Origin of the sequence: Acinetobacter sp. P1(2025) (genome assembly GCF_051390655.1) — a bacterium.
GTDB lineage: Bacteria > Pseudomonadota > Gammaproteobacteria > Pseudomonadales > Moraxellaceae > Acinetobacter > Acinetobacter junii.
The window spans coordinates 1-18,596 of record NZ_JBPKBJ010000031.1 but is presented as its reverse complement, the minus strand read 5'-3'; the positions used below and the strand labels follow the sequence as shown (position 1 = coordinate 18,596).

The window sequence follows — 18,596 nt, the reverse complement described above, 5'->3', positions numbered from 1 at the left end:
CATTTTAACACAAGCGTAGGAAAAATTAACGATTCTGCCAAATGCTTAATGCACCTTTTCGTGTTGCCACATAAAGTTGGTCATTGATGACACGTAAGGACTGCACTTCACCGCTGGTTTTTGCACGCCCAACTAGTTTACCCGACGCTGGATCAATCAAATGCAAAACACCATCTAGATCACCAACCACAAGGTTTTGACCAAGTACAACTGGGTTACTCAGTTGGCGATTCAGTAATTCTTCATTTTGCCAAACCAACTCACCTGTCGCTAAATTGTAAGCATTTAATTTGCCATCAACAGTTGAGATGAAAACTTTATCTTCTGCGACTTCAGGACGATTAGTACTACTTGCATCCTCGCTCCACACCACACGTTGTGTCGCTAAGTCAGTGACAGTGACTTGACCTTGGAAGCTTGTTGTAACCAAATATTGACCAGCAACAACAGGATCACCAACAATGTCGATTAAACGCTGGATGTCTGAACGCCCTTCACTGATTGCAACACGGCGTTGGAAACGTGGGACTCCACTAATTACATCCAAGCCATAAACATAAGCATTTGCAGAAGCCACTAAAACTGTTCGCTCATCTAATGCCACTGGTGCTGGTTGACCACGTAGACTGAATTGAACATTTGGTAATTTATAAGCCCAAACTTGCTGCCCTGTAGCTGCATCATGAGCAAAAACAGTACCGTCATTTGCAATCGTAATCACACGCCCTGATTGGATTAATGATGGAGATAAAATGGCACCAGACAATTGTGCTGTCCACTTTTGTTCGCCAGTCATTTGATCAAGAGCAAATAATTGACCTTTTCGGTTGCCGATAATCACGATGCCTTCAGCAGCTTCCACGCCAGCAGTTAGCTCTTGTTTGGTAATTTTACTTTTCCAAAGTCGATCTTTACCTTTGTAAGCAGAAACCTGACCGTCCGGATCAATCGCAAAAATCACACCGTTATCTGTGTCCAATTGCAAACGTAATGCTTCAGCAGCATTCGTTGAAGAAACACTTTGCGAAAATACAAGGTTAAGACTTTGTTGTTGCTGTATTTTTGGCAAAGGGTTCGGTTTTGCTTCTTTAACTTTGTTGCTCGAACATCCAACCAATAAGGCTGAAGCAACTGCAATTGCCAAAGGGAGTTTTAGTATATTCTGCATTAAGACTCATCCACTTTAGTATCTAAGATTGGGCGTTCAAAATCAGGATCATCTACTAAAACGCCAACACTTTCGAGTTTAATTTGTAAAAGCTGACGTTCTTGCTTACGTTTAAGTACATTATTCCATGCACTTTGATACGCCTTACGTGCAGATTCAACATCTTTTTTAGCAACATAAATATCGCCACGCAACTCATCTACTGTTGCTTTAAAAGCAGGTTCAGAAACATTAGATAAGGTTTTTAGAGCCTCATCATATTTTTTCTGAGCCAATTGAGAATCAGCTAAACGTATTTTCACAATTTGCATTAAACCTGCATCTTTAACTTTTGAGTTTTCGACTTTCTTTAATGCTTTTTCAGCTGCAGCATAATCTTGTTTTTCATATGCTAGCTTAGCCAAAATGAATTGCGTCTGAATTGCTTGCACTGAATCAGCATCATCTTTCACAATCTTATCAGCAGCTTCTGATACCGTCGCAAAAGCATTGGGTTGACCCGCAACCGCTTTAGCTTCGTCCATGAGCTTTTGGACTTTAGCTGTTTGATTCTGTGATTCAGCCAAATTCTTTTTTTGCCAATATTCCCAACCAAAAAAGGCAATCAAGGCAATGAGAATTCCGCTAATCATGGCAGAACCATATTTTTTGGCAAACGACTTTAAACTGTCGAGTTGTTCTTCATCACTTAAGCTCATGTGATTGTCCTTTTCCTAAATATTGTGCAATTTATTGTTTAAATTTTTCGAGCAAAAATGCTGTCAATTCAGTAACCGCAACCTGAGATTGTTCCCCTGTCGCAAGCTCTTTAACCAGAAGTTGTCGTGATTCCCACTCACGCTCACCTAAAATCACCGCATAGATCGCGCCAGATTGATCCGCTTTTTTCATTTGGCTCTTCATGCTGCCCTGAGAACCCGTTTTGAAACGAATCGAACTGTTGACTGCTTCTAACTGATCACGGACTTGTTCAGCCAGTACCAATGCTTTCGCTTGGTAAGCAGGCTCAGCCAACAAGAACACTTCACAATCACGAACTGGTTTAGCTTGCTCAACTTGCTCAAGTAAAAGTAGCAAACGCTCCATCCCCATCGCAAAGCCGACTGCAGGAACCGATTGATCTGCTTTACCTTTGAGTTGTCCAACTAAACCATCATAACGACCACCAGCACATACTGTACCTTGTGAACCCAACATGGTTGTTGTCCATTCAAATACAGTTTTGTTGTAGTAGTCTAAACCACGTACTAACTTTTGATTAATAACAAACTGAATGCCAGCATCTGTTAAATATTGCTGTAATTGGTTGAAATGGTTTAATGAGTCTTCTTTCAAGAAATCATGTAGCTTCGGTGCATTTTCTAGAATTTTTTGTGTCGACTCAATTTTAGAATCTAGGATACGAAGCGGATTCGTAGTCAAACGACGCTGTGAATCCTCATCTAATGCATCTTTATGCTCGTTGAGAAAGGCAACCAATGCATTACGATATTCTGTACGCTCATCAGTTTCGCCTAAAGTGTTTAACTCAAGTTGAACTTTATCCGCGACACCCATACGCTTCCACAAACGCGCCGTCATAAGGATGATTTCAGCATCAATATCTGGTGTTGCTACACCAAAAGTTTCGACACCAAATTGGTGGAACTGACGGTAGCGACCTTTTTGTGGTTTTTCATAGCGGAACATTGGACCGACATACCATACACGTGGAGTTGCCCCACGAAGTAAGTTATGTTCCAACATTGCACGCACACAACCTGCAGTACCTTCAGGACGTAAGGTTAATGATTCAGGTGGATTACCTTTATCAAAAAAGGTATACATTTCTTTTTCAACGATATCCGTTGCATCGCCAATCGCGCGCTTAAATAAACCAGTTTGCTCGACAATAGGTAAACGAATTTGCTGATAACCGTATGCATCCATCAAAGATGCAAGTTGTTGTTCCAGACTTCTCCATGCCGCAGTTTGCGATGGAAGGGTGTCATTAAAACCTTTAATAGCGACAATTGAACTCATGATGAACTACGAATAATTTCTTTAGATTTTGCTTCTTCAAGCTCTTGAACACGTTGACGAACCATCGACTCGATTTCATCAACCAACTGATTTGTATCAATCAAATGGCTTTTTTCACCATTGCGATAAACTAGTGAACGCGGCGACGCACCAACGACACCAATATCAGCTTCTTTAGCTTCCCCTGGTCCGTTGACTTTACAGCCAATCACAGATACGTCCATTGGTGTGCGGATATCTTCCAAACGTTCTTCCAATGCTTGCATCACTTGAATAACATTAAATTCTTGACGTGAACAACTTGGACATGCAATGAAATTAATGCCATTCGAACGTAAACCTAATGATTTTAAAATATCAAAACCAATTTTAATTTCATCTTCTGGTTCTGCAGCTAGCGAGATACGCATGGTATCGCCGATGCCTTCCATCAGTAACCCACCAAGTGCAATTGCTGATTTCACCGTTCCAGTACGATAGATGCCTGCCTCAGTCACACCGAGATGCAGAGGATTATCAATCTGTTGTGATAATAAACGGTATGCATCCATAGTTAAAAATACATTCGATGCTTTTACACTAACCTTAAATTCATGAAAGTCTAAACGATCTAAGATATCAATATGACGCATCGCTGACTCAAGCAATGCCTGACCCGTTGGTTCGCCATATTTGACTTGCAGATCTTTCTCTAAAGAACCTGCATTCACCCCGATACGAATTGAAATGCCATGATGTTTTGCAGCAGCAACGACTTCACGCACTTTTTGATCTGAGCCAATATTACCTGGGTTGATACGAAGACAATCTGCCCCGTAATCCGCGACAGCCAAAGCAATACGATGGTCAAAATGAATATCAGCAACCAAAGGAACCGAAACGCGTTTTCTAATCGCACCGAAAGCTTCAGCAGCCTCCATAGATGGCACTGAAACACGCATGATATCGGCACCTGCATCTACACAACGCTGAATTTGTGCAACTGTGGCATCGACATCACAAGTTTCTGTATTTGTCATACTTTGAACACTAATCGGCGCATCACCACCGACATACACCGAACCAACACGAATTTTTCGTGTCGGGCGGCGCTTAATTGGGTTCACAATCATCGTATAGCTCTACTCTATTTGGCATTAACGAGACAAACGGAATTCTGCTTTTCCATTAACGGTGTATGGAGATAAGGAGATTTGCTCTTGGTTTAAACTCAATGACACAGCAGTTGCATCATCCAAACGTATTTGGAATGGTGACTCACCACTGAGTGTCAATGTAGATGATTGACGACCTGTTGCCAACACTTTACCAGTCGCATCAACAATATGAACTGATGTTGGACGACTAAAACTAAGCACCAACTGATCACCTGAAGTAGTTACGGTATTGCCCATTGGAAGAATTTCGACATCTGAATTCGTCACTTTTGGTACATCAACTTCATCTTTTTGACTTGAGGTCCAGTTCTGTACAGCCATTACAGCCAACCACCCCAAAACAAGTACAGCAACTAAAATCGATAAACGTTTTAGCCATTTACGATTACGTACACTTTTAGAGCCTGAAAGTTTCCCCATAATTTTAATTGGAGAGTTATTCAAAGCATGATTTGCTTTTAAGCCTGTATCGTTTGCGTAGATTTCATCAAAGCGTTGAATGATCACACTGGCATCTGCATTTAAGCATTTGGCATACGCACGATAGTAACCTTTGATGAAAGTTGCTTCTGGCAATGATTTATAATCATCTTGCTCTAATGCCGTTAACGTTTTAACAGGCATATTCAAAACGTTTGCAATCTCTTCAAGTTCTTTCTTTTGTGCAATACGAATTTGACGCAAATACTCACCTGGTCGTTGAATATTTCCTAACGTAGACGAAGGTGAGGTTGAGCCAGTTGGCTGATGTGAATTTGGATTTATTTCCATACGGCCTCAGTACTGTACTGTAATTGCAAATAACGTTGATATTCTGGACTATCAGGAAATAAAGCACGCATTTGATTCACTAATACTTGCATTCCTAATTGATCCGCATTCGCTCGAGCAATGCGTATACCGATCCAAAGTGCACGAGCACCTTGATTTTTCTGCCCGACATTACGAACGTATTGTTCATAAAGTTGCGATGCATCTCTATTATTTTGTTGCAAATAGAAAATTTCGGACAACTCTAACATTGAAATTGTCGAATTTCGATTTGCTTGTAAGGCTTGCTTGAATGATTTTTCAGCATTCGCAACATCACCCAGTTTTAAATAGATTCGACCCAAGTTTTCCAACGATTGGTAACGCTGTTCGTAACCTAACGTCGCACCTGCAACGGTAAATTGCTCAATCGCCTCATTATAACGTTGCATTTGATACAAATATGTACCGTAATTATTACGAGCTTGGGCATTATCGGGTTCTGAAGAGATTGCTCGCTTAAAATAAGCTTCTGCTTTCTCCATGTTTGGTTTGCTGCCTTCTTGTTGCAACAAAACACCCATCATCATATTGGCAGTAGCATCACGTGGATCAATTTTTAAAGCTTGATCAAGGGAACGTTTCGCTGAATCTAAATCACGTGTTCGAATATATTCAGCAGCGAGTTGAGTTCGGACTTGTACTGCCTTTTCTGGATCTTTTCTTAACGTTGTTGATTGGCAGGCAGTCAAACCTAATACAGTAAACACAACAGTAGTAGCTAAAATCGTTTTTAGTCGAGTTGTATTCAACGCTTTTCCCCTAAGATTATCCTTGTGTACGCAATATTTCTTGTCGTTGCGCCACTTTCTTTTTCCATTGTTCTGCACGGCGAGTTCGGTCTGCAACTTGCCCAACCAATTGACCACATGCTGCATCAATATCATCACCACGTGTCTGACGAATCGTACACACAAATCCTGCATCAGACAAAGTTTTTTGGAATGCAATAATACGATTTCTGCTTGAACGGCCGTATGGCGCATGCGGAAATGGATTAAATGGAATCAGGTTGATTTTACTTGGTAGATTTTTTAATAATTTTAATAATTGTTGAGCATGCTCAGGCTGATCATTGACACCTTCAAGCATGACATATTCAATCGTGACATGACGACGTGCGCTTTCATTACCATCTTTGGCTAAATAGCGCTGACAAGCAGCGATTAACTGTGCCAATGGGTATTTTTTATTAATTGGTACTAACTCGTTACGCAACTCATCATTTGGCGCATGTAAAGAAATTGCCAAAGCAACATCAATATCTTGTGCGAGTTGGTCAATCTTCGGTACTACACCCGAGGTCGATAAAGTTACACGACGTTTAGACATCCCATATGCGAAATCATCTAGCATCAACTGCATAGAACTCAACACCGCATCATAATTCAGTAATGGCTCACCCATACCCATCATTACGACATTAGTTACAGTTCTTTCGCGCTCAGCTACAGGCACATCTTCCATATAAGAATAATTTGCCATCCAAAGCTGACCAATAATTTCAGCAGGTGTTAAGTCACGTTGGAAACCTTGTTTACCCGTTGAACAGAATGAACAATCAAGCGCACATCCAACCTGAGATGAAATACAAAGTGTTTTACGCGCACCCGTTTTATCTTCTGCTGGAATGAGTACAGTCTCAACTAAAGACCCCGCACCATCTCCTACACGGAAAACCCATTTACGAGTGCCGTCTTTAGAATAATTACGGTGTACAACTTCAGGAGCTTTGATTTCACAAATTTTTTCTAATTTTTCGCGAAGTTTGCCGGAGATATTGGTCATCTCAGCAAAATCAGTAACAAAATATTGATGAATCCATTTCATCACTTGACCAGCGCGAAACTTCTTTTCACCTAATTCTTCAAAAAAGGTCTCTAATTCTGTACGTGACATGCCAAGTAAGTTTACTTTTTTATCGGCAGCTTGGACGACAGATGTAGAAACAGACTGTTGTTTTTCATCCAAATTTTCTGATGAAACGACCACTGCAGAACTCATGTATATTTACCTAAACGATATCAGCACTAGAAAATATTGTGCATTATCCACACAATTCAATCTATAAAAAACAAAAAACCAGATAAGTAGTATACCACTTATCTGGCTTGAATACTTTGGATTAACGAGTGCGTGGGCAAATCTCGTTATCAGCAAAGAAGTAAGCGATTTCACGCTCAGCAGAAGCTACTGAGTCAGAACCGTGAGCAGCATTTTCATCAATGCTTACAGCGAAGTCAGCACGAATCGTACCTGGAGCAGCTTCTTTAGGGTTTGTAGCACCTAAGATTTCGCGGTGAGCAAGAACTGCATTTTCACCTTCAAGAACTGATACAACAACTGGACCAGAAGTCATGAAAGCAACTAAATCACCAAAGAAACCACGTTCTTTGTGCTCTGCATAAAAACCTTCAGCATCAGCTTGAGAAAGGTGTTTCATTTTAGTCGCAACGATTTTCAAACCCGCTTTTTCGAAACGAGCAAAAATGTCACCGATGTGGTTTTTAGAAACTGCATCTGGTTTTACGATAGATAAAGTACGTTCAATCGCCATGATTGACTCCTATTATGTGTAAACTAAAAAAATTTGCCGCATTATACCGATGTAATCGTTAATAATCAGCTTGAATATCTAAAAGTTCTGAGATTTCTGATAAATTTTTAACGAACTTCGTCTAACCAAGCCATTTGAATGGCTTCAAGCAAACCCTCTGTCGACTTATTTGGATCATCGCTAAAGTCTGGTAATGCGCAAACCCATGCATGTAAATCAGTAAAACGAATCCATTGTGGATCCACATCTGGATGTGCTTCAGTGAGTTCAATCGCAATATCAATCGTATCTGTCCAACGTAAACCCATGAGTTAACCTAATAGAATGTGATTATTGAACGTACTTTAACAAATGATGTGTTTTAAGAGATAGTGATGACCATCAAAAACATCACAAAATCACGTTAAAACTTGGCGCGAGTAAGATAATGGTGCTAGCTACCGATGCACCAATGATCGCACCAACAATCACATCACTCGGATAATGCAGACCAAGCACCATACGAGATAAAGCGACCAGTATGGTAAACGGCAACATCAGAATGAGTAAAAGTGGTTGTATATAACCTAATGTGATTGTCACCATCACTGCGTGCAAAGTGTGCCCCGAAGGAAAGCTAAAATGATCTAAAGGTCGCTCACCTAGTACAATCACCTGATGCACTTGATAAGGTCGAGGACGGGTCGTTTTATTTTTCAAGAATTTATAAATGAGTGTCCCTATAGAACCCATCACAACGAGATAGAGTATATTCAGACCGTATGCCACACCCTGCATTGTCCAAACAGACAACAACATGATATACCAAAATGGTCCATCTCCCAAACGACTAATCGTTTTAAAAAATAGTGCAATACGTTGTGACTGTGATAGATGGTTAAGGTAAACACAGCCTTTTAAATCGAGATCGAGCATTTTTATTTTTGCATTTTCAAATTTCATATTTTTTCTCCTCTTAATGAGAATTGCTTAAGTCACGGTCATGGGAGACTCCTTTGCGACCTGATACAGTGCTTGTTCTAATTGTTGTACGGGATACTGCCAACTATTCGACTGAACACTTTCACTTGCCAGTTGTCCCATTGCTCTCAATTGCGTTATCGCAGGTAAATTACAGATTAATTCAACAAATTCAGTTGTGTTACCCAAAGGTGTTAGCCACCCGGTCTGACCATGTTTGACGTGCTGATGAGCACAAACATAATCATAAGCAACAACGGCTAGACCACTTGCTATCGCTTCTAAAACTACATTCCCAAACGTATCTGCCTGACTAGCGAAGGTAAAAACGTCCGCACTCGCGTAAGCAGCGGCAAGATCTTGTCCACTCAAATTACCAGTAAAAATAATATTTTTTGAGTTTGCTAATTTTGTTAGACGGAAACGATCAGGACCATCGCCAACGATCACAAACTTAATATTGCAACCTTGCTGAGCTTGTAATGCATGAAAGCTCTTAATGAGAACATCTACTTCTTTTTCAGGAGATAAACGACCCACATATAGCATCACGCGAGTATCTGTATCAGCCCCCCAACTTTGACGTAGTTTTTGAGAGCGATGCTTGGGCGAAAATTTTTCTACATCCACTCCACGACCAACCACGACCAACGGACATGTCACACCAAAACTGCGTAATGCTTGTTCAGTAAATTGGCTAGGGACACAGGTTACGTCAGTACTGTTATGAAACCATGTTAGATATCGCTGGATGGGTTTGACTAAAAAAGCCAAATCAAAAAAACGACTAAAATCATGGAAAGCTGAATGAAATCCACTTGAGACTGCAATTTTTTTACTTTTCGCAGCTTGTAAGGCTGTTAAACCTAATGGCCCCTCTGTCACGATATGCACAACATCTGGCGCGAAATTTTCAAAAGCTTTGGAAACTTTAAGATATTGTGGCCAACCGAACTGAACACTTGGGTATTTGGGTACAGGTTGTGACAGCACTAAGCACTCTTGATCAGGGTGAAATTCTGTACATACTTCTTTTTGGATCGGGCGTACCAATAAAATTTTATGCCCTAATCTTTGTAATCCTTGACACAATTGCATCATCGACATCGCGACACCATTAATTTCTGGTGGCCAAGTTTCAGTAACGATTGCGATTCTTAAACGTGGGCGAACTAAATCTCGAAGTTCAGACAATTCATCTTGTTTGTTTTTAAGTTGCTTCCTTTTAAAGTAAAACTTAAAGCTTTCAGGAAACTGTTCTTGCTCTAAAAGAGATGTCGCGTATGTACTTTGCATATCGCCATCCATTTGTGTCGTTATTTTCATGTTTTAAAGCTTATAAATATTTTTTGACACTTTAATGATCAGGATATGACAGTTTTTTGACAAGCTATAACAACAAATGCCCAATATCGGATAAATACTGGGCATTTTATAAAATATAGAAAAACTATTGTATTGGATTATCTATCGCAAAGATCTGCTGATCTTCTAAACGATATGCAAGCAACTGCTGCCCCCAAACACAACCACCATCTACATTCTGAATGTTGGCGTTAATTGTTTTTCCCTGTAAAGCTGCCCAATGCCCAAAAATAATATGGTGTGTTTTCGCAGCCAAACTCTCATATTCAAACCAAGGCTTAAACCCTTCAGGCATTGGAACATCTAAAGCATCTTTAAATTTAAACTCTAAACGTCCATCAATATCCGTTAAACGCATACGAGTCAGATAATTGGTAATACATCGTAAACGCTCAGCACCCGATAATTCATCAGTCCACAAATCAGGTTGCTCTCCATACATTTCTCGCAGAAAAGCATCCAAAACGCCCAGATCTTCATGTCCGACAGCGTGTTGCACCTCTTGAGCAAGCTCCACGGTTTTTTCAGCTGACCAAATATGGGGAATCCCAGCATGGGTAATAAGCGTAGTGGAATTAGGCGACACACTTAATGGCTGTTTACGCAACCAATCGATGAGTTCATCACCATCAATCGCATCAATTACATCTTGAGTCCGATCTTTGTCTTTGATTTTCTTAAACCCACGTGCACAGGCGATCAAGGTCAGATCATGATTACCTAATACAGTAGCAGCAGCACCACGATCAGCAAGTTTTTTGACGAAACGCAATACACCGACCGAGTTTTCACCACGCGCGACCAAATCACCAGCAAACCAAAGAAAATCCTGATCAGGATCGAAACGGATCTCTTTTAAAAGTGCTTTTAATGCTTCAAAGCAACCCTGCACATCACCAATCACATAGTTATAGCGTTTAGACATCAAGACACCATTTGGTCAGATAAAGCCACAAAGTCAGCCAAACTTAATGTTTCAGGACGAGCCATCGGATCTACACCAGCTTTTTCAAAGCCGTCTTCAGCCAACATACCTTTCAAACTATTACGCAATGTTTTACGACGTTGTGTAAAGACGTGCCCAACTAAGCGAGCCAAAGCTTTTTCATTTTTTGCAATAATTGGCTTCGTCTCATAAGGCTCCAAACGAAACACGGCTGAAGTCACTTTAGGTGGTGGGTTAAAGGAACCTGGTGGCACTTCAAATAAGAACGTTGGTTTACAGTAATACTGAATCATTACAGATAAACGTCCATATTCTTTGGTGTTTGGCTCGGCAGTAATACGATCCACTACTTCTTTCTGCAGCATGAAATGCATGTCTTTGACTTTATCGCCAAACTCTAAGAGATGAAAAAGCAATGGCGTTGAAATATTGTACGGTAAATTCCCTACTACGCGGAGCGGACGCCCTTCTTGGAATAATTGGGTAAAGTCATATTTCAAAGCATCTGCTTCAACAATAGTGAGTCGCTCTGGATGTGGTACTCGACCAGGCAAACCTGCTGCCAAATCTCGGTCAAGTTCGACTACGGTTAAAGCATCGCACTCACCGATCAAGGGTGAAGTCAAAGCCGCTAAACCTGGACCAATTTCAACTATATTATCGCCCGCACGAGGATTCACTGAGCGTACAATTTTGGCAATCACACGTTGATCATGTAAAAAGTTTTGACCAAAACGTTTTCGAGCCTGATGCCCTTCATCTTTAGGGTTTAGGGCATTAATTTGATACATAATAATTCCAATGCGAATAATTGGCTCGTTAATCAATCACGAGCGAGATCAAGTGCTAAATCAACTGCGACATGCAAGCTAGACGCTTTTGCTTGCCCAGTACCAGCAAGAGAAAGTGCTGTACCATGATCAACCGAAGTTCGAATAAATGGCAAGCCTAAAGTAATATTGACTGCTTCACCAAAGCCCTGTGATTTTAGCACAGGTAAACCTTGATCGTGATACATGGCTAAAACTGCATCCGCATCTTTTAAATTTTCAGAGGTAAATAAAGTATCTGCTGGTAAGCTCAGACTCATTTGGACACCTTGAGCACGATACTCTTCCAAAACAGGATTGATCACATCAATCTCTTCACGTCCTAAATAACCATCTTCACCTGCATGCGGATTCAACCCACATACCAAAATACGTGGTTGGTTAATTTTAAATTTTGTTTTTAAATCATGAATCAAGATATCAATGACTTGATGTAATCGCTCTTGAGTAATGGCGTCTGGAACATTACGTAATGGTAAATGCGTTGTCGCCAATGCTACACGTAAAGTTTTAGTTGCTAGCATCATCACAACACGATCAACGTGAGCAAACTCTTGGTAATATTCAGTATGTCCACTAAAGACAATGCCTGCATCATTGATAATCGACTTTTGTACAGGAGCTGTCGCAACACCTACGCTTTTTCCAGACAAGGCATAATCAGCTGAACGATGAAGTTGTTCTAATACATAAGAAGCATTCTCGGCATCTAAACAGCCTAAAATAACAGGTTTAGCAAGAGCAATATGCTCGACGTATAATTGACCATTCAAACTCGGTTCAGTCTGGCCTGAGTATAGAACTAATTCAACCTCAAGCCCGAGTTGTTCTATCCGCTGTTTCAACATATCTATATCAGCTAAAACGACAACGGGACGCAGATCTTCTCTATTTGCCAAATTAAGACAAATATCAGGACCGATGCCAGCTGGCTCACCTGACGTGACATATAACGGCAGCATCTTACAGACCTAACTTGATTTCAATTCTAACTATTATATACCGCTATTAAATTTTGATTGAGTGCATTTGCTTTATTTTTGGTACTCAGTGAAATATCAAAAATAATTTGAGCAAAATTTTAAAAAGTATTCACAAATTGAATTTATCTTGCTCAAGGCACTTTTACTTTTGGCAAATTAGATGGCACTAAGTTAGAAGGTGAGAAAGTTGGTGTTCTCGTCCATGGATTAATTTTAGGCTTATCTTTTTTCTCAGGTTGAGCAACCACGATTGCTTGCGGCTTTTCCTTTTTCTCAATAGTGATCGTTGTATTCGCAGTTTTCTCAGTCACAACTACAGTGCTTGCAGCTTTATCAGCCACAGGATTAATCGTAGTTTCTTTTTTATCGCTAGTTTGTTGAACAAGCTCAGTCTGTAATTCTTTCTTCTCAATTACATTTGATACAACTGTGCTGCTCATTGGAGTTGTATAAGGCTGAGCAGCAAGCACTCCTTGTTTCACAACAGTTTGAGTCGAAGGTTTCACTGTTTGAGTTGCAGCAGCTGAACTCGATGTTCCCTGAAGATTCATCGGATCAACTGGAATTTCGATAGGTTTCATTTCAGCTGTGACAGCCATCATCGGATCAACATGTTCGTTACCACGGCTTTCCAAAACCTCAAGTTTGCGTGTCGATCCTTCCTTCGGCTGAAATTCTGAATAATTTGTAATACTATTTCTATCCACCCATTTATAGAGCTTCCGAGCATGTGTTTGGGTTATGCTTAACTGTAAAAGCAAGACAGCTATGGCAATTTTTAAAAAAAACGACGAGTCCATCAAATTCCCCCAAAAAACATATAAGTACTTCTATTTTTTAAATATTTGGTATAAAAATAATAGGGCAGTTTTGAGTACCTAACAAGCTAAAATTCGTTTCTGACACTTAATTTTAAGAACATTACAAAACTGGTCGAATATTCACAAAATATGACATTTCCAAAGGATTATTGTTGTGGTGATCAATTTATTCATGTAGAATTCGGTCTCCTTTTGTTTGGGCGATTCCTTGCTCAAACCAACTATAATAGGTAGTGGTTAATGAAAACTCTCAGCGCTAAGCCAGCTGAAGTTCAACACGACTGGTACGTTGTTGATGCTTCTGGCAAAACTTTAGGTCGCCTTGCGACTGAAATCGCTCGTCGTTTACGCGGTAAGCACAAAACTTCTTATACTCCTCACGTTGACACTGGTGATTACATCGTTGTTATCAATGCTGAACAAGTTCAAGTAACTGGTAACAAGCCTCTAGATAAGAAATATTATCGCCACACTGGTTTCCCTGGTGGTATCCGTGAAACTAACTTTGAAAAGTTAGTTGCTCACAAACCAGAAGAAATTTTCCAACGCGCTGTAAAAGGTATGTTGCCAAAAGGTCCTCTTGGTTATGCTATGATCAAGAAAATGAAAGTGTATGCTGGTGCTGAGCATCCTCACACAGCTCAACAGCCACAAGTTTTGGACATCTAAGGGATACAGCACATGGCTACTAACTATGGTACAGGTCGCCGTAAGACCGCAACTGCACGTGTTTTCTTATCAGCTGGTACAGGTAAACTCGTAATCAACAATCGTACTTTAGAGCAATATTTCGGTCGTGAAACTGCTCGTATGGTTGTGCGTCAGCCTTTAGAGCTTTTAGAAGCAACTGAAAAATATGACCTTTACATCACTGTTAAAGGTGGTGGTATTGGTGGTCAAGCTGGCGCTATCCGTCACGGTATTACTCGTGCATTGATCGCTGCTGACGAAACTTTAAAACCTGCTCTTCGTCAAGCTGGTTTCGTTACTCGTGATGCTCGTGAAGTTGAACGTAAGAAACTTGGTTTACGTAAAGCTCGTAAACGTCCTCAATTCTCTAAACGTTAATCGTTTTACGAATTGGACAAAAACCTCGGATTTTTCCGAGGTTTTTTATTTTAGATTAAACAAAAGAATTCAAAGATGCTTTTGTATGATTTTTTTAGTATGCTAAAACGTTTATATAATTAGTTTTGTGATATGTCATCGGTTGAAAATACGCCTGTTCAAGGCATTACGTTGTATAGTCATGCAGATGATTTCCGCTCACATTGGATTCGTTTCTTATTAGCTGAAAAGCAAATCAAATATCATCTAATTATCACTGATCATGAAGATGAAGATCTCGCTGATCTTAACCCCTACAATCAATTACCAATGCTGATTGAACAAAATCTAAAACTATTTTCAGCTACCGTAATTTCAGAATATCTAGATGATCGATATCGTCAAAATAAGCTGTATGCTGACGCACCGATGGCAAGAGCCGAACAACGTCAATATATATGGCGTTTCGAACAAGACTGGTTCAAACTTGCTGATCACATGCTAAAGCACGCAGACACATTAAATTTAGAACTTAAGCAAAAAGCACAAAAAGAGCTAAGAGATACGCTTATTTCGCTAACGCCTTTATTTCAACATTTCCCTTTTTTTATGTCTGAAACATTTTCGATTTTGGACTGTATCTTAGCCCCTATTTTTTTACGACTTAAAAACATGGGGGTTGAATTACCCCAACAGCACTGCCGACCTATTTTTCTTTACTGTCACCGCGTCTTCAACAGACCAGCATTTATCAAATCAATGACAGCACAAGAAAAAAACAGCTACAATGAGTTAATTTCAACGATTTAATAAGCTTATAAGTTATGTCAGAGCAATTGAATTTCAGCCCTACACGCCCATATCTTGCACGCGCAATTTATGAATGGATCTGTGATAACCAACTCACACCATATCTACTCGTAGACGCAACCCAACCTCATACCGAAGTGCCCTTACAATTTGTGAAAGATGGTCAAATTGTTTTGAATTTGGCGCCACATGCTATTCATCAATTACATATGAGTAATGAGGCCATTACTTTCTCAGCGCGTTTTGGTGGTGTAGCAAAAGACATTTACGTTCCCATTCAAGCTGTCTTGGGCATTTATGCGAGAGAAAATGGTCAGGGGTTATTTTTTGACCCAAGCGAATATGATGCTGTAGAAACAAACAATATTGCTGAAGCAGCTCCATCAACAGAAGTTGCTGAACCAAGTAAGAAAAAACCGTCCCTTAGAATTTTAGATTAAAATAAAAGGAAATCGAATATGGCGTTTGACCTAGTCCAATATTTTGCTGAACAAATAAAATTTCAAAAACCTCAACTCTTAAATCAGTATTCGGTAAAAGAAAAGGCTGTATTCATTCAGGAGATCAATGCTCTTGCACTTGCTCGCCTAGTTAGTCTGTGGAAGCAAAACGCTAAGAAATTATATCAAGAAATCAAAACATCAGATCCTTTGTATATACAAGAAATAGCTAGACACCTTACGACCTCACAGCATAATCAGTCAGCACTAGCTCCTAATGACTTAGAAACAAGTATTTCAGAGATTCTTGTTCTTCAACTCAATGAATTAAATCAACTCGATCAAACAGGTCATTTTGGTCAAATTGGGATGTCAGAATTGTTATTAGGACAAATCGAACATCTTTCTGGCCAGGCAGATGATTGGGTTTGGTCAAGTGCTCAATTAAATGAGTTAATTGGCTCAAAACCAGTTGAGCAAATAGATATTTCATTAGAAGCAACCATGCAGGAGTTCAATCAAATGGTAAATCAAGCACAACCGCATCATAATGACATTACTGAAGAAAATGAAACAAACATGATTGACTCGCCAAAATGGGCGTACATTGTTTCACCATTTGTTGCATTGGTCATTTTGCTATTTATGTATTGTTCATACAGTCAATTAATGATCAACTAAACACGTCAGAAAAATTCAGCAGGTATTTATTACCTGCCGAATCAATACTTTATAAGCATACTCATTTTTCTTAAAAAATCTTTAAGCTTGTCTAATTAACATTCTATTTACATTTATTTACAATCAAAAAAACTACTTAAACCTATTTATTTATGTGAAATAACTCACAATAAAACTAAAATATAATCCTCAATTATTATTTTATTTTGATAGCTTGACAAAAATTGTCAATTTACAGCCATCTTGTGAATTAAATTATTTTAAAGCCCAATTGATTTAATTATATAGATTCCTATAATGATATTAACTGCTTTTGAAGAATAATCTAAAACAAAAGTAGGGAATATAAATTCATAAACAAGATGTATTAGTAGAGATAATATCATGGCTAAAATTTCACTAGAAAGCTTAACAAATATTGATGGGTTCGTTGCAGCAGCGTTAGTAGATACAGAAAGCGGTTTAGCACTAGCAACTCAAGGTGGGGGATCAATTGATTTAGAACTAGCAGCAGCTGGTAATACAGAAGTAATCCGCGCAAAGCGTCGTGTAGCTAACTCATTGAAACTTAACGATGATATCGAAGATATTTTGATTACTTTAGGTAAGGCTTATCACCTTATTCGTCCTCTAGAAAGCAATGGCAATTTGTTCGTTTATCTTGTTTTAGACCGCAGCAAGTCAAACCTTGCTATGGCTCGTCACGAACTTAAAACGTTTGAAAAAGAATTAGATTTTGCTTAATTAGTATTATCTAGTTACATTATATACTAGACTTCTTGTATATTTTTATATTCCATTAAAATATAAAAATATATGAGAGGTCTATTATTAGTCATTAATTATGACTAATTTTGTGCAGTCCAATTTTTTATAAAACATTAAAGTGATACTATGAATGGACATTGCATTAATATCGCAATTTCAGGTATAAGTTTAAAAGTTTCAGACGAATTAAAAATAGAACTTAGAAAAACAATACCGAATGAATTTGGCATTAATTGGATAAACATCGCCGATCCAAATATAGACTTGCTACTAATAAATGAAAATTTTTTTGATACTGAAGGTATCCAACGAATTATTAAAGAAAAACAATTACCCTGCTTAAAAGTATCTAAAGGACATCACGATTCATCAACGATAGAAGAAAACAACACACTTTATCTGCCATTTCAGCAAGGAGATGCATTAAAAAACTGGATTCAACATCGATTATTAAGTTATTTGGCTAGTCACCAACCACAACAAACTACAAATGAATTGAAGATAGAACATGATGCAATAAATGAAAAATTTCTTGCTGAAATGTTTAATCCAGAAAATGCAAGATTACACATCTTTGATGATCATGGCACTTTAGCCATCATTGATACACGTAGCCAAATTGCATGGTTAGAGCCAACTCGACTAAATACACAAACAAATCTTAGTTTTAACTATAAATTTGCTACTACATCTGATTTTACTAAGGTTTCTCGTAAAGTCGAATATGACTTACAAGACTGGTTATGGAATCTTTTTTGGCATTCTTCTGAATTTCAAAAGCTATCGCCTAAAGAAAACGAATATTACAAAATTGAGTATTGGCCTCAACCACATCAAAGCAGAGATCGAAAAATTGCACTTTTACTTTCAGCATGTTTTATACAAGGAGCACAACTTTCACAGGTTGCTACGCAACTCAAACTCCCTATTCAAACGGTTCAACAATTTATTTCCGCATGCATTATTTCAAATAATGGCGGAGTTATCCCAGCGTCAGAAAGTCATTATTTAAAATTAGAGGAAACCAAAGCCCCTAACGAACAAGGCTTTTTAAATAAGTTTTTCGGCAAAATCCGACGCCGATTTGGGCTATAAGGAATTCTATGATTCTTCAACAATAGGACTTACGCATTGACAGATTCAAAAAAGTATTAAAATGCTTTATAAAGTATCTGTGATTAGACGAATTAAACATGCTTCTACAGCAACCTGTACTCTACCCATTTATATG

At 38.9% G+C, this 18,596-nt stretch carries 22 protein-coding genes; 7 read left to right on the top strand and 15 right to left on the bottom strand.

Going from position 1 to position 18,596, the window contains the following annotated elements; all coding sequences use genetic code 11:
• Window positions 1–25: 25 nt before the first annotated feature.
• The 15 genes from bamB to ACSC97_RS09450 all read right to left on the bottom strand — a co-directional run bounded on the left by bamB (window position 26) and on the right by ACSC97_RS09450 (window position 13,598).
• Window positions 26–1,168, bottom strand: coding sequence for an outer membrane protein assembly factor BamB (gene bamB, locus ACSC97_RS09520; protein ID WP_436660625.1), 1,143 nt, complete (start codon window positions 1,166–1,168; stop codon window positions 26–28).
• Window positions 1,168–1,866 carry a YfgM family protein gene (locus ACSC97_RS09515; RefSeq protein ID WP_436660623.1) on the bottom strand — a complete coding sequence of 233 codons (699 nt, stop codon included), beginning with the start codon at window positions 1,864–1,866 and terminating at the stop codon, window positions 1,168–1,170. The genes bamB and ACSC97_RS09515 overlap by 1 nt, the downstream gene beginning before the upstream one ends.
• Window positions 1,867–1,897: 31 nt before the next feature.
• Complete coding sequence (gene hisS / locus ACSC97_RS09510; RefSeq protein ID WP_436660621.1) at window positions 1,898–3,190, bottom strand: histidine--tRNA ligase; 1,293 nt, start codon at window positions 3,188–3,190, stop codon at window positions 1,898–1,900.
• On the bottom strand, window positions 3,187–4,302 hold the full coding sequence (ispG, locus tag ACSC97_RS09505; RefSeq protein WP_004908985.1) for a flavodoxin-dependent (E)-4-hydroxy-3-methylbut-2-enyl-diphosphate synthase: 1,116 nt from the start codon (window positions 4,300–4,302) through the stop codon (window positions 3,187–3,189). The genes hisS and ispG overlap by 4 nt, the downstream gene beginning before the upstream one ends.
• 24 nt (window positions 4,303–4,326) lie before the next feature.
• On the bottom strand, window positions 4,327–5,118 hold the full coding sequence (locus ACSC97_RS09500) for a RodZ domain-containing protein (RefSeq protein WP_436660619.1): 792 nt from the start codon (window positions 5,116–5,118) through the stop codon (window positions 4,327–4,329).
• On the bottom strand, window positions 5,109–5,909 hold the full coding sequence (pilW, locus tag ACSC97_RS09495) for a type IV pilus biogenesis/stability protein PilW (RefSeq protein ID WP_004908991.1): 801 nt from the start codon (window positions 5,907–5,909) through the stop codon (window positions 5,109–5,111). Before pilW ends, ACSC97_RS09500 begins: the two co-directional genes overlap by 10 nt.
• 16 nt (window positions 5,910–5,925) lie before the next feature.
• On the bottom strand, window positions 5,926–7,161 hold the full coding sequence (gene rlmN / locus ACSC97_RS09490) for a 23S rRNA (adenine(2503)-C(2))-methyltransferase RlmN (protein ID WP_436660616.1): 1,236 nt from the start codon (window positions 7,159–7,161) through the stop codon (window positions 5,926–5,928).
• A 121-nt stretch (window positions 7,162–7,282) separates the two neighbouring features.
• The gene (gene ndk, locus ACSC97_RS09485; protein ID WP_003654870.1) at window positions 7,283–7,714 is read right to left on the bottom strand and encodes a nucleoside-diphosphate kinase; all 432 of its coding nucleotides are present in this window, start codon (window positions 7,712–7,714) and stop codon (window positions 7,283–7,285) included.
• 107 nt (window positions 7,715–7,821) lie between these two features.
• Complete coding sequence (gene iscX / locus ACSC97_RS09480) at window positions 7,822–8,022, bottom strand: Fe-S cluster assembly protein IscX (protein ID WP_004652532.1); 201 nt, start codon at window positions 8,020–8,022, stop codon at window positions 7,822–7,824.
• Window positions 8,023–8,104: 82 nt separating this feature from the next.
• Window positions 8,105–8,656, bottom strand: coding sequence for a phosphatase PAP2 family protein (locus tag ACSC97_RS09475; RefSeq protein WP_039047057.1), 552 nt, complete (start codon window positions 8,654–8,656; stop codon window positions 8,105–8,107).
• Between the two features lie 27 nt (window positions 8,657–8,683).
• Window positions 8,684–10,000: a glycosyltransferase family 4 protein gene (locus ACSC97_RS09470; RefSeq protein ID WP_436660613.1), complete on the bottom strand. Its 1,317-nt coding sequence runs from the start codon at window positions 9,998–10,000 to the stop codon at window positions 8,684–8,686.
• Between the two features lie 124 nt (window positions 10,001–10,124).
• Window positions 10,125–10,964: a symmetrical bis(5'-nucleosyl)-tetraphosphatase gene (locus tag ACSC97_RS09465; RefSeq protein WP_436660611.1), complete on the bottom strand. Its 840-nt coding sequence runs from the start codon at window positions 10,962–10,964 to the stop codon at window positions 10,125–10,127.
• Window positions 10,964–11,776 (bottom strand): 16S rRNA (adenine(1518)-N(6)/adenine(1519)-N(6))-dimethyltransferase RsmA, encoded by an 813-nt coding sequence (rsmA, locus tag ACSC97_RS09460; protein WP_004950303.1) that lies wholly within the window; start codon window positions 11,774–11,776, stop codon window positions 10,964–10,966. The genes ACSC97_RS09465 and rsmA overlap by 1 nt, the downstream gene beginning before the upstream one ends.
• Before the next feature lie 32 nt (window positions 11,777–11,808).
• Window positions 11,809–12,777, bottom strand: coding sequence for a 4-hydroxythreonine-4-phosphate dehydrogenase PdxA (pdxA, locus tag ACSC97_RS09455; protein WP_234856873.1), 969 nt, complete (start codon window positions 12,775–12,777; stop codon window positions 11,809–11,811).
• A 152-nt stretch (window positions 12,778–12,929) separates the two neighbouring features.
• Window positions 12,930–13,598, bottom strand: coding sequence for a hypothetical protein (locus tag ACSC97_RS09450; protein WP_436660608.1), 669 nt, complete (start codon window positions 13,596–13,598; stop codon window positions 12,930–12,932).
• A gap of 261 nt (window positions 13,599–13,859) precedes the next feature.
• Between ACSC97_RS09450 and rplM the strand changes: the two genes are divergently transcribed.
• The 7 genes from rplM (at window position 13,860) to ACSC97_RS09415 (ending at window position 18,460) form a co-directional block, all read left to right on the top strand.
• Window positions 13,860–14,288, top strand: coding sequence for a 50S ribosomal protein L13 (gene rplM, locus ACSC97_RS09445; protein ID WP_004950297.1), 429 nt, complete (start codon window positions 13,860–13,862; stop codon window positions 14,286–14,288).
• Between the two features lie 12 nt (window positions 14,289–14,300).
• Window positions 14,301–14,687, top strand: coding sequence for a 30S ribosomal protein S9 (rpsI, locus tag ACSC97_RS09440; RefSeq protein WP_004675485.1), 387 nt, complete (start codon window positions 14,301–14,303; stop codon window positions 14,685–14,687).
• Between the two features lie 132 nt (window positions 14,688–14,819).
• Window positions 14,820–15,476, top strand: a complete 657-nt coding sequence (locus ACSC97_RS09435) for a glutathione S-transferase N-terminal domain-containing protein (RefSeq protein ID WP_042891240.1) — start codon at window positions 14,820–14,822, stop codon at window positions 15,474–15,476.
• A gap of 14 nt (window positions 15,477–15,490) precedes the next feature.
• Window positions 15,491–15,916, top strand: a complete 426-nt coding sequence (locus ACSC97_RS09430) for a ClpXP protease specificity-enhancing factor (protein ID WP_234856869.1) — start codon at window positions 15,491–15,493, stop codon at window positions 15,914–15,916.
• 18 nt (window positions 15,917–15,934) lie between these two features.
• Window positions 15,935–16,597, top strand: a complete 663-nt coding sequence (locus ACSC97_RS09425) for a hypothetical protein (protein ID WP_436660605.1) — start codon at window positions 15,935–15,937, stop codon at window positions 16,595–16,597.
• Between the two features lie 384 nt (window positions 16,598–16,981).
• Window positions 16,982–17,341 (top strand): roadblock/LC7 domain-containing protein, encoded by a 360-nt coding sequence (locus ACSC97_RS09420; protein WP_436660604.1) that lies wholly within the window; start codon window positions 16,982–16,984, stop codon window positions 17,339–17,341.
• Window positions 17,342–17,491: 150 nt separating this feature from the next.
• Window positions 17,492–18,460 (top strand): hypothetical protein, encoded by a 969-nt coding sequence (locus tag ACSC97_RS09415; protein WP_436660602.1) that lies wholly within the window; start codon window positions 17,492–17,494, stop codon window positions 18,458–18,460.
• The last annotated feature ends 136 nt before the right edge of the window (window positions 18,461–18,596 follow it).

Coding starts and splice junctions, on each gene's coding strand:
- bamB (WP_436660625.1), bottom strand. CDS start 1,168: ATGCAGAATATACTAAAACTCCCTTTGGCAATTGCAGTTGCTTCAGCC.
- ACSC97_RS09515 (WP_436660623.1), bottom strand. CDS start 1,866: ATGAGCTTAAGTGATGAAGAACAACTCGACAGTTTAAAGTCGTTTGCC.
- hisS (WP_436660621.1), bottom strand. CDS start 3,190: ATGAGTTCAATTGTCGCTATTAAAGGTTTTAATGACACCCTTCCATCG.
- ispG (WP_004908985.1), bottom strand. CDS start 4,302: ATGATTGTGAACCCAATTAAGCGCCGCCCGACACGAAAAATTCGTGTT.
- ACSC97_RS09500 (WP_436660619.1), bottom strand. CDS start 5,118: ATGGAAATAAATCCAAATTCACATCAGCCAACTGGCTCAACCTCACCT.
- rlmN (WP_436660616.1), bottom strand. CDS start 7,161: ATGAGTTCTGCAGTGGTCGTTTCATCAGAAAATTTGGATGAAAAACAA.
- ndk (WP_003654870.1), bottom strand. CDS start 7,714: ATGGCGATTGAACGTACTTTATCTATCGTAAAACCAGATGCAGTTTCT.
- iscX (WP_004652532.1), bottom strand. CDS start 8,022: ATGGGTTTACGTTGGACAGATACGATTGATATTGCGATTGAACTCACT.
- ACSC97_RS09475 (WP_039047057.1), bottom strand. CDS start 8,656: ATGAAATTTGAAAATGCAAAAATAAAAATGCTCGATCTCGATTTAAAA.
- ACSC97_RS09470 (WP_436660613.1), bottom strand. CDS start 10,000: ATGAAAATAACGACACAAATGGATGGCGATATGCAAAGTACATACGCG.
- ACSC97_RS09465 (WP_436660611.1), bottom strand. CDS start 10,964: ATGTCTAAACGCTATAACTATGTGATTGGTGATGTGCAGGGTTGCTTT.
- rsmA (WP_004950303.1), bottom strand. CDS start 11,776: ATGTATCAAATTAATGCCCTAAACCCTAAAGATGAAGGGCATCAGGCT.
- pdxA (WP_234856873.1), bottom strand. CDS start 12,777: ATGCTGCCGTTATATGTCACGTCAGGTGAGCCAGCTGGCATCGGTCCT.
- ACSC97_RS09450 (WP_436660608.1), bottom strand. CDS start 13,598: ATGGACTCGTCGTTTTTTTTAAAAATTGCCATAGCTGTCTTGCTTTTA.
- rplM (WP_004950297.1), top strand. CDS start 13,860: ATGAAAACTCTCAGCGCTAAGCCAGCTGAAGTTCAACACGACTGGTAC.
- rpsI (WP_004675485.1), top strand. CDS start 14,301: ATGGCTACTAACTATGGTACAGGTCGCCGTAAGACCGCAACTGCACGT.
- ACSC97_RS09435 (WP_042891240.1), top strand. CDS start 14,820: ATGTCATCGGTTGAAAATACGCCTGTTCAAGGCATTACGTTGTATAGT.
- ACSC97_RS09430 (WP_234856869.1), top strand. CDS start 15,491: ATGTCAGAGCAATTGAATTTCAGCCCTACACGCCCATATCTTGCACGC.
- ACSC97_RS09425 (WP_436660605.1), top strand. CDS start 15,935: ATGGCGTTTGACCTAGTCCAATATTTTGCTGAACAAATAAAATTTCAA.
- ACSC97_RS09420 (WP_436660604.1), top strand. CDS start 16,982: ATGGCTAAAATTTCACTAGAAAGCTTAACAAATATTGATGGGTTCGTT.
- ACSC97_RS09415 (WP_436660602.1), top strand. CDS start 17,492: ATGAATGGACATTGCATTAATATCGCAATTTCAGGTATAAGTTTAAAA.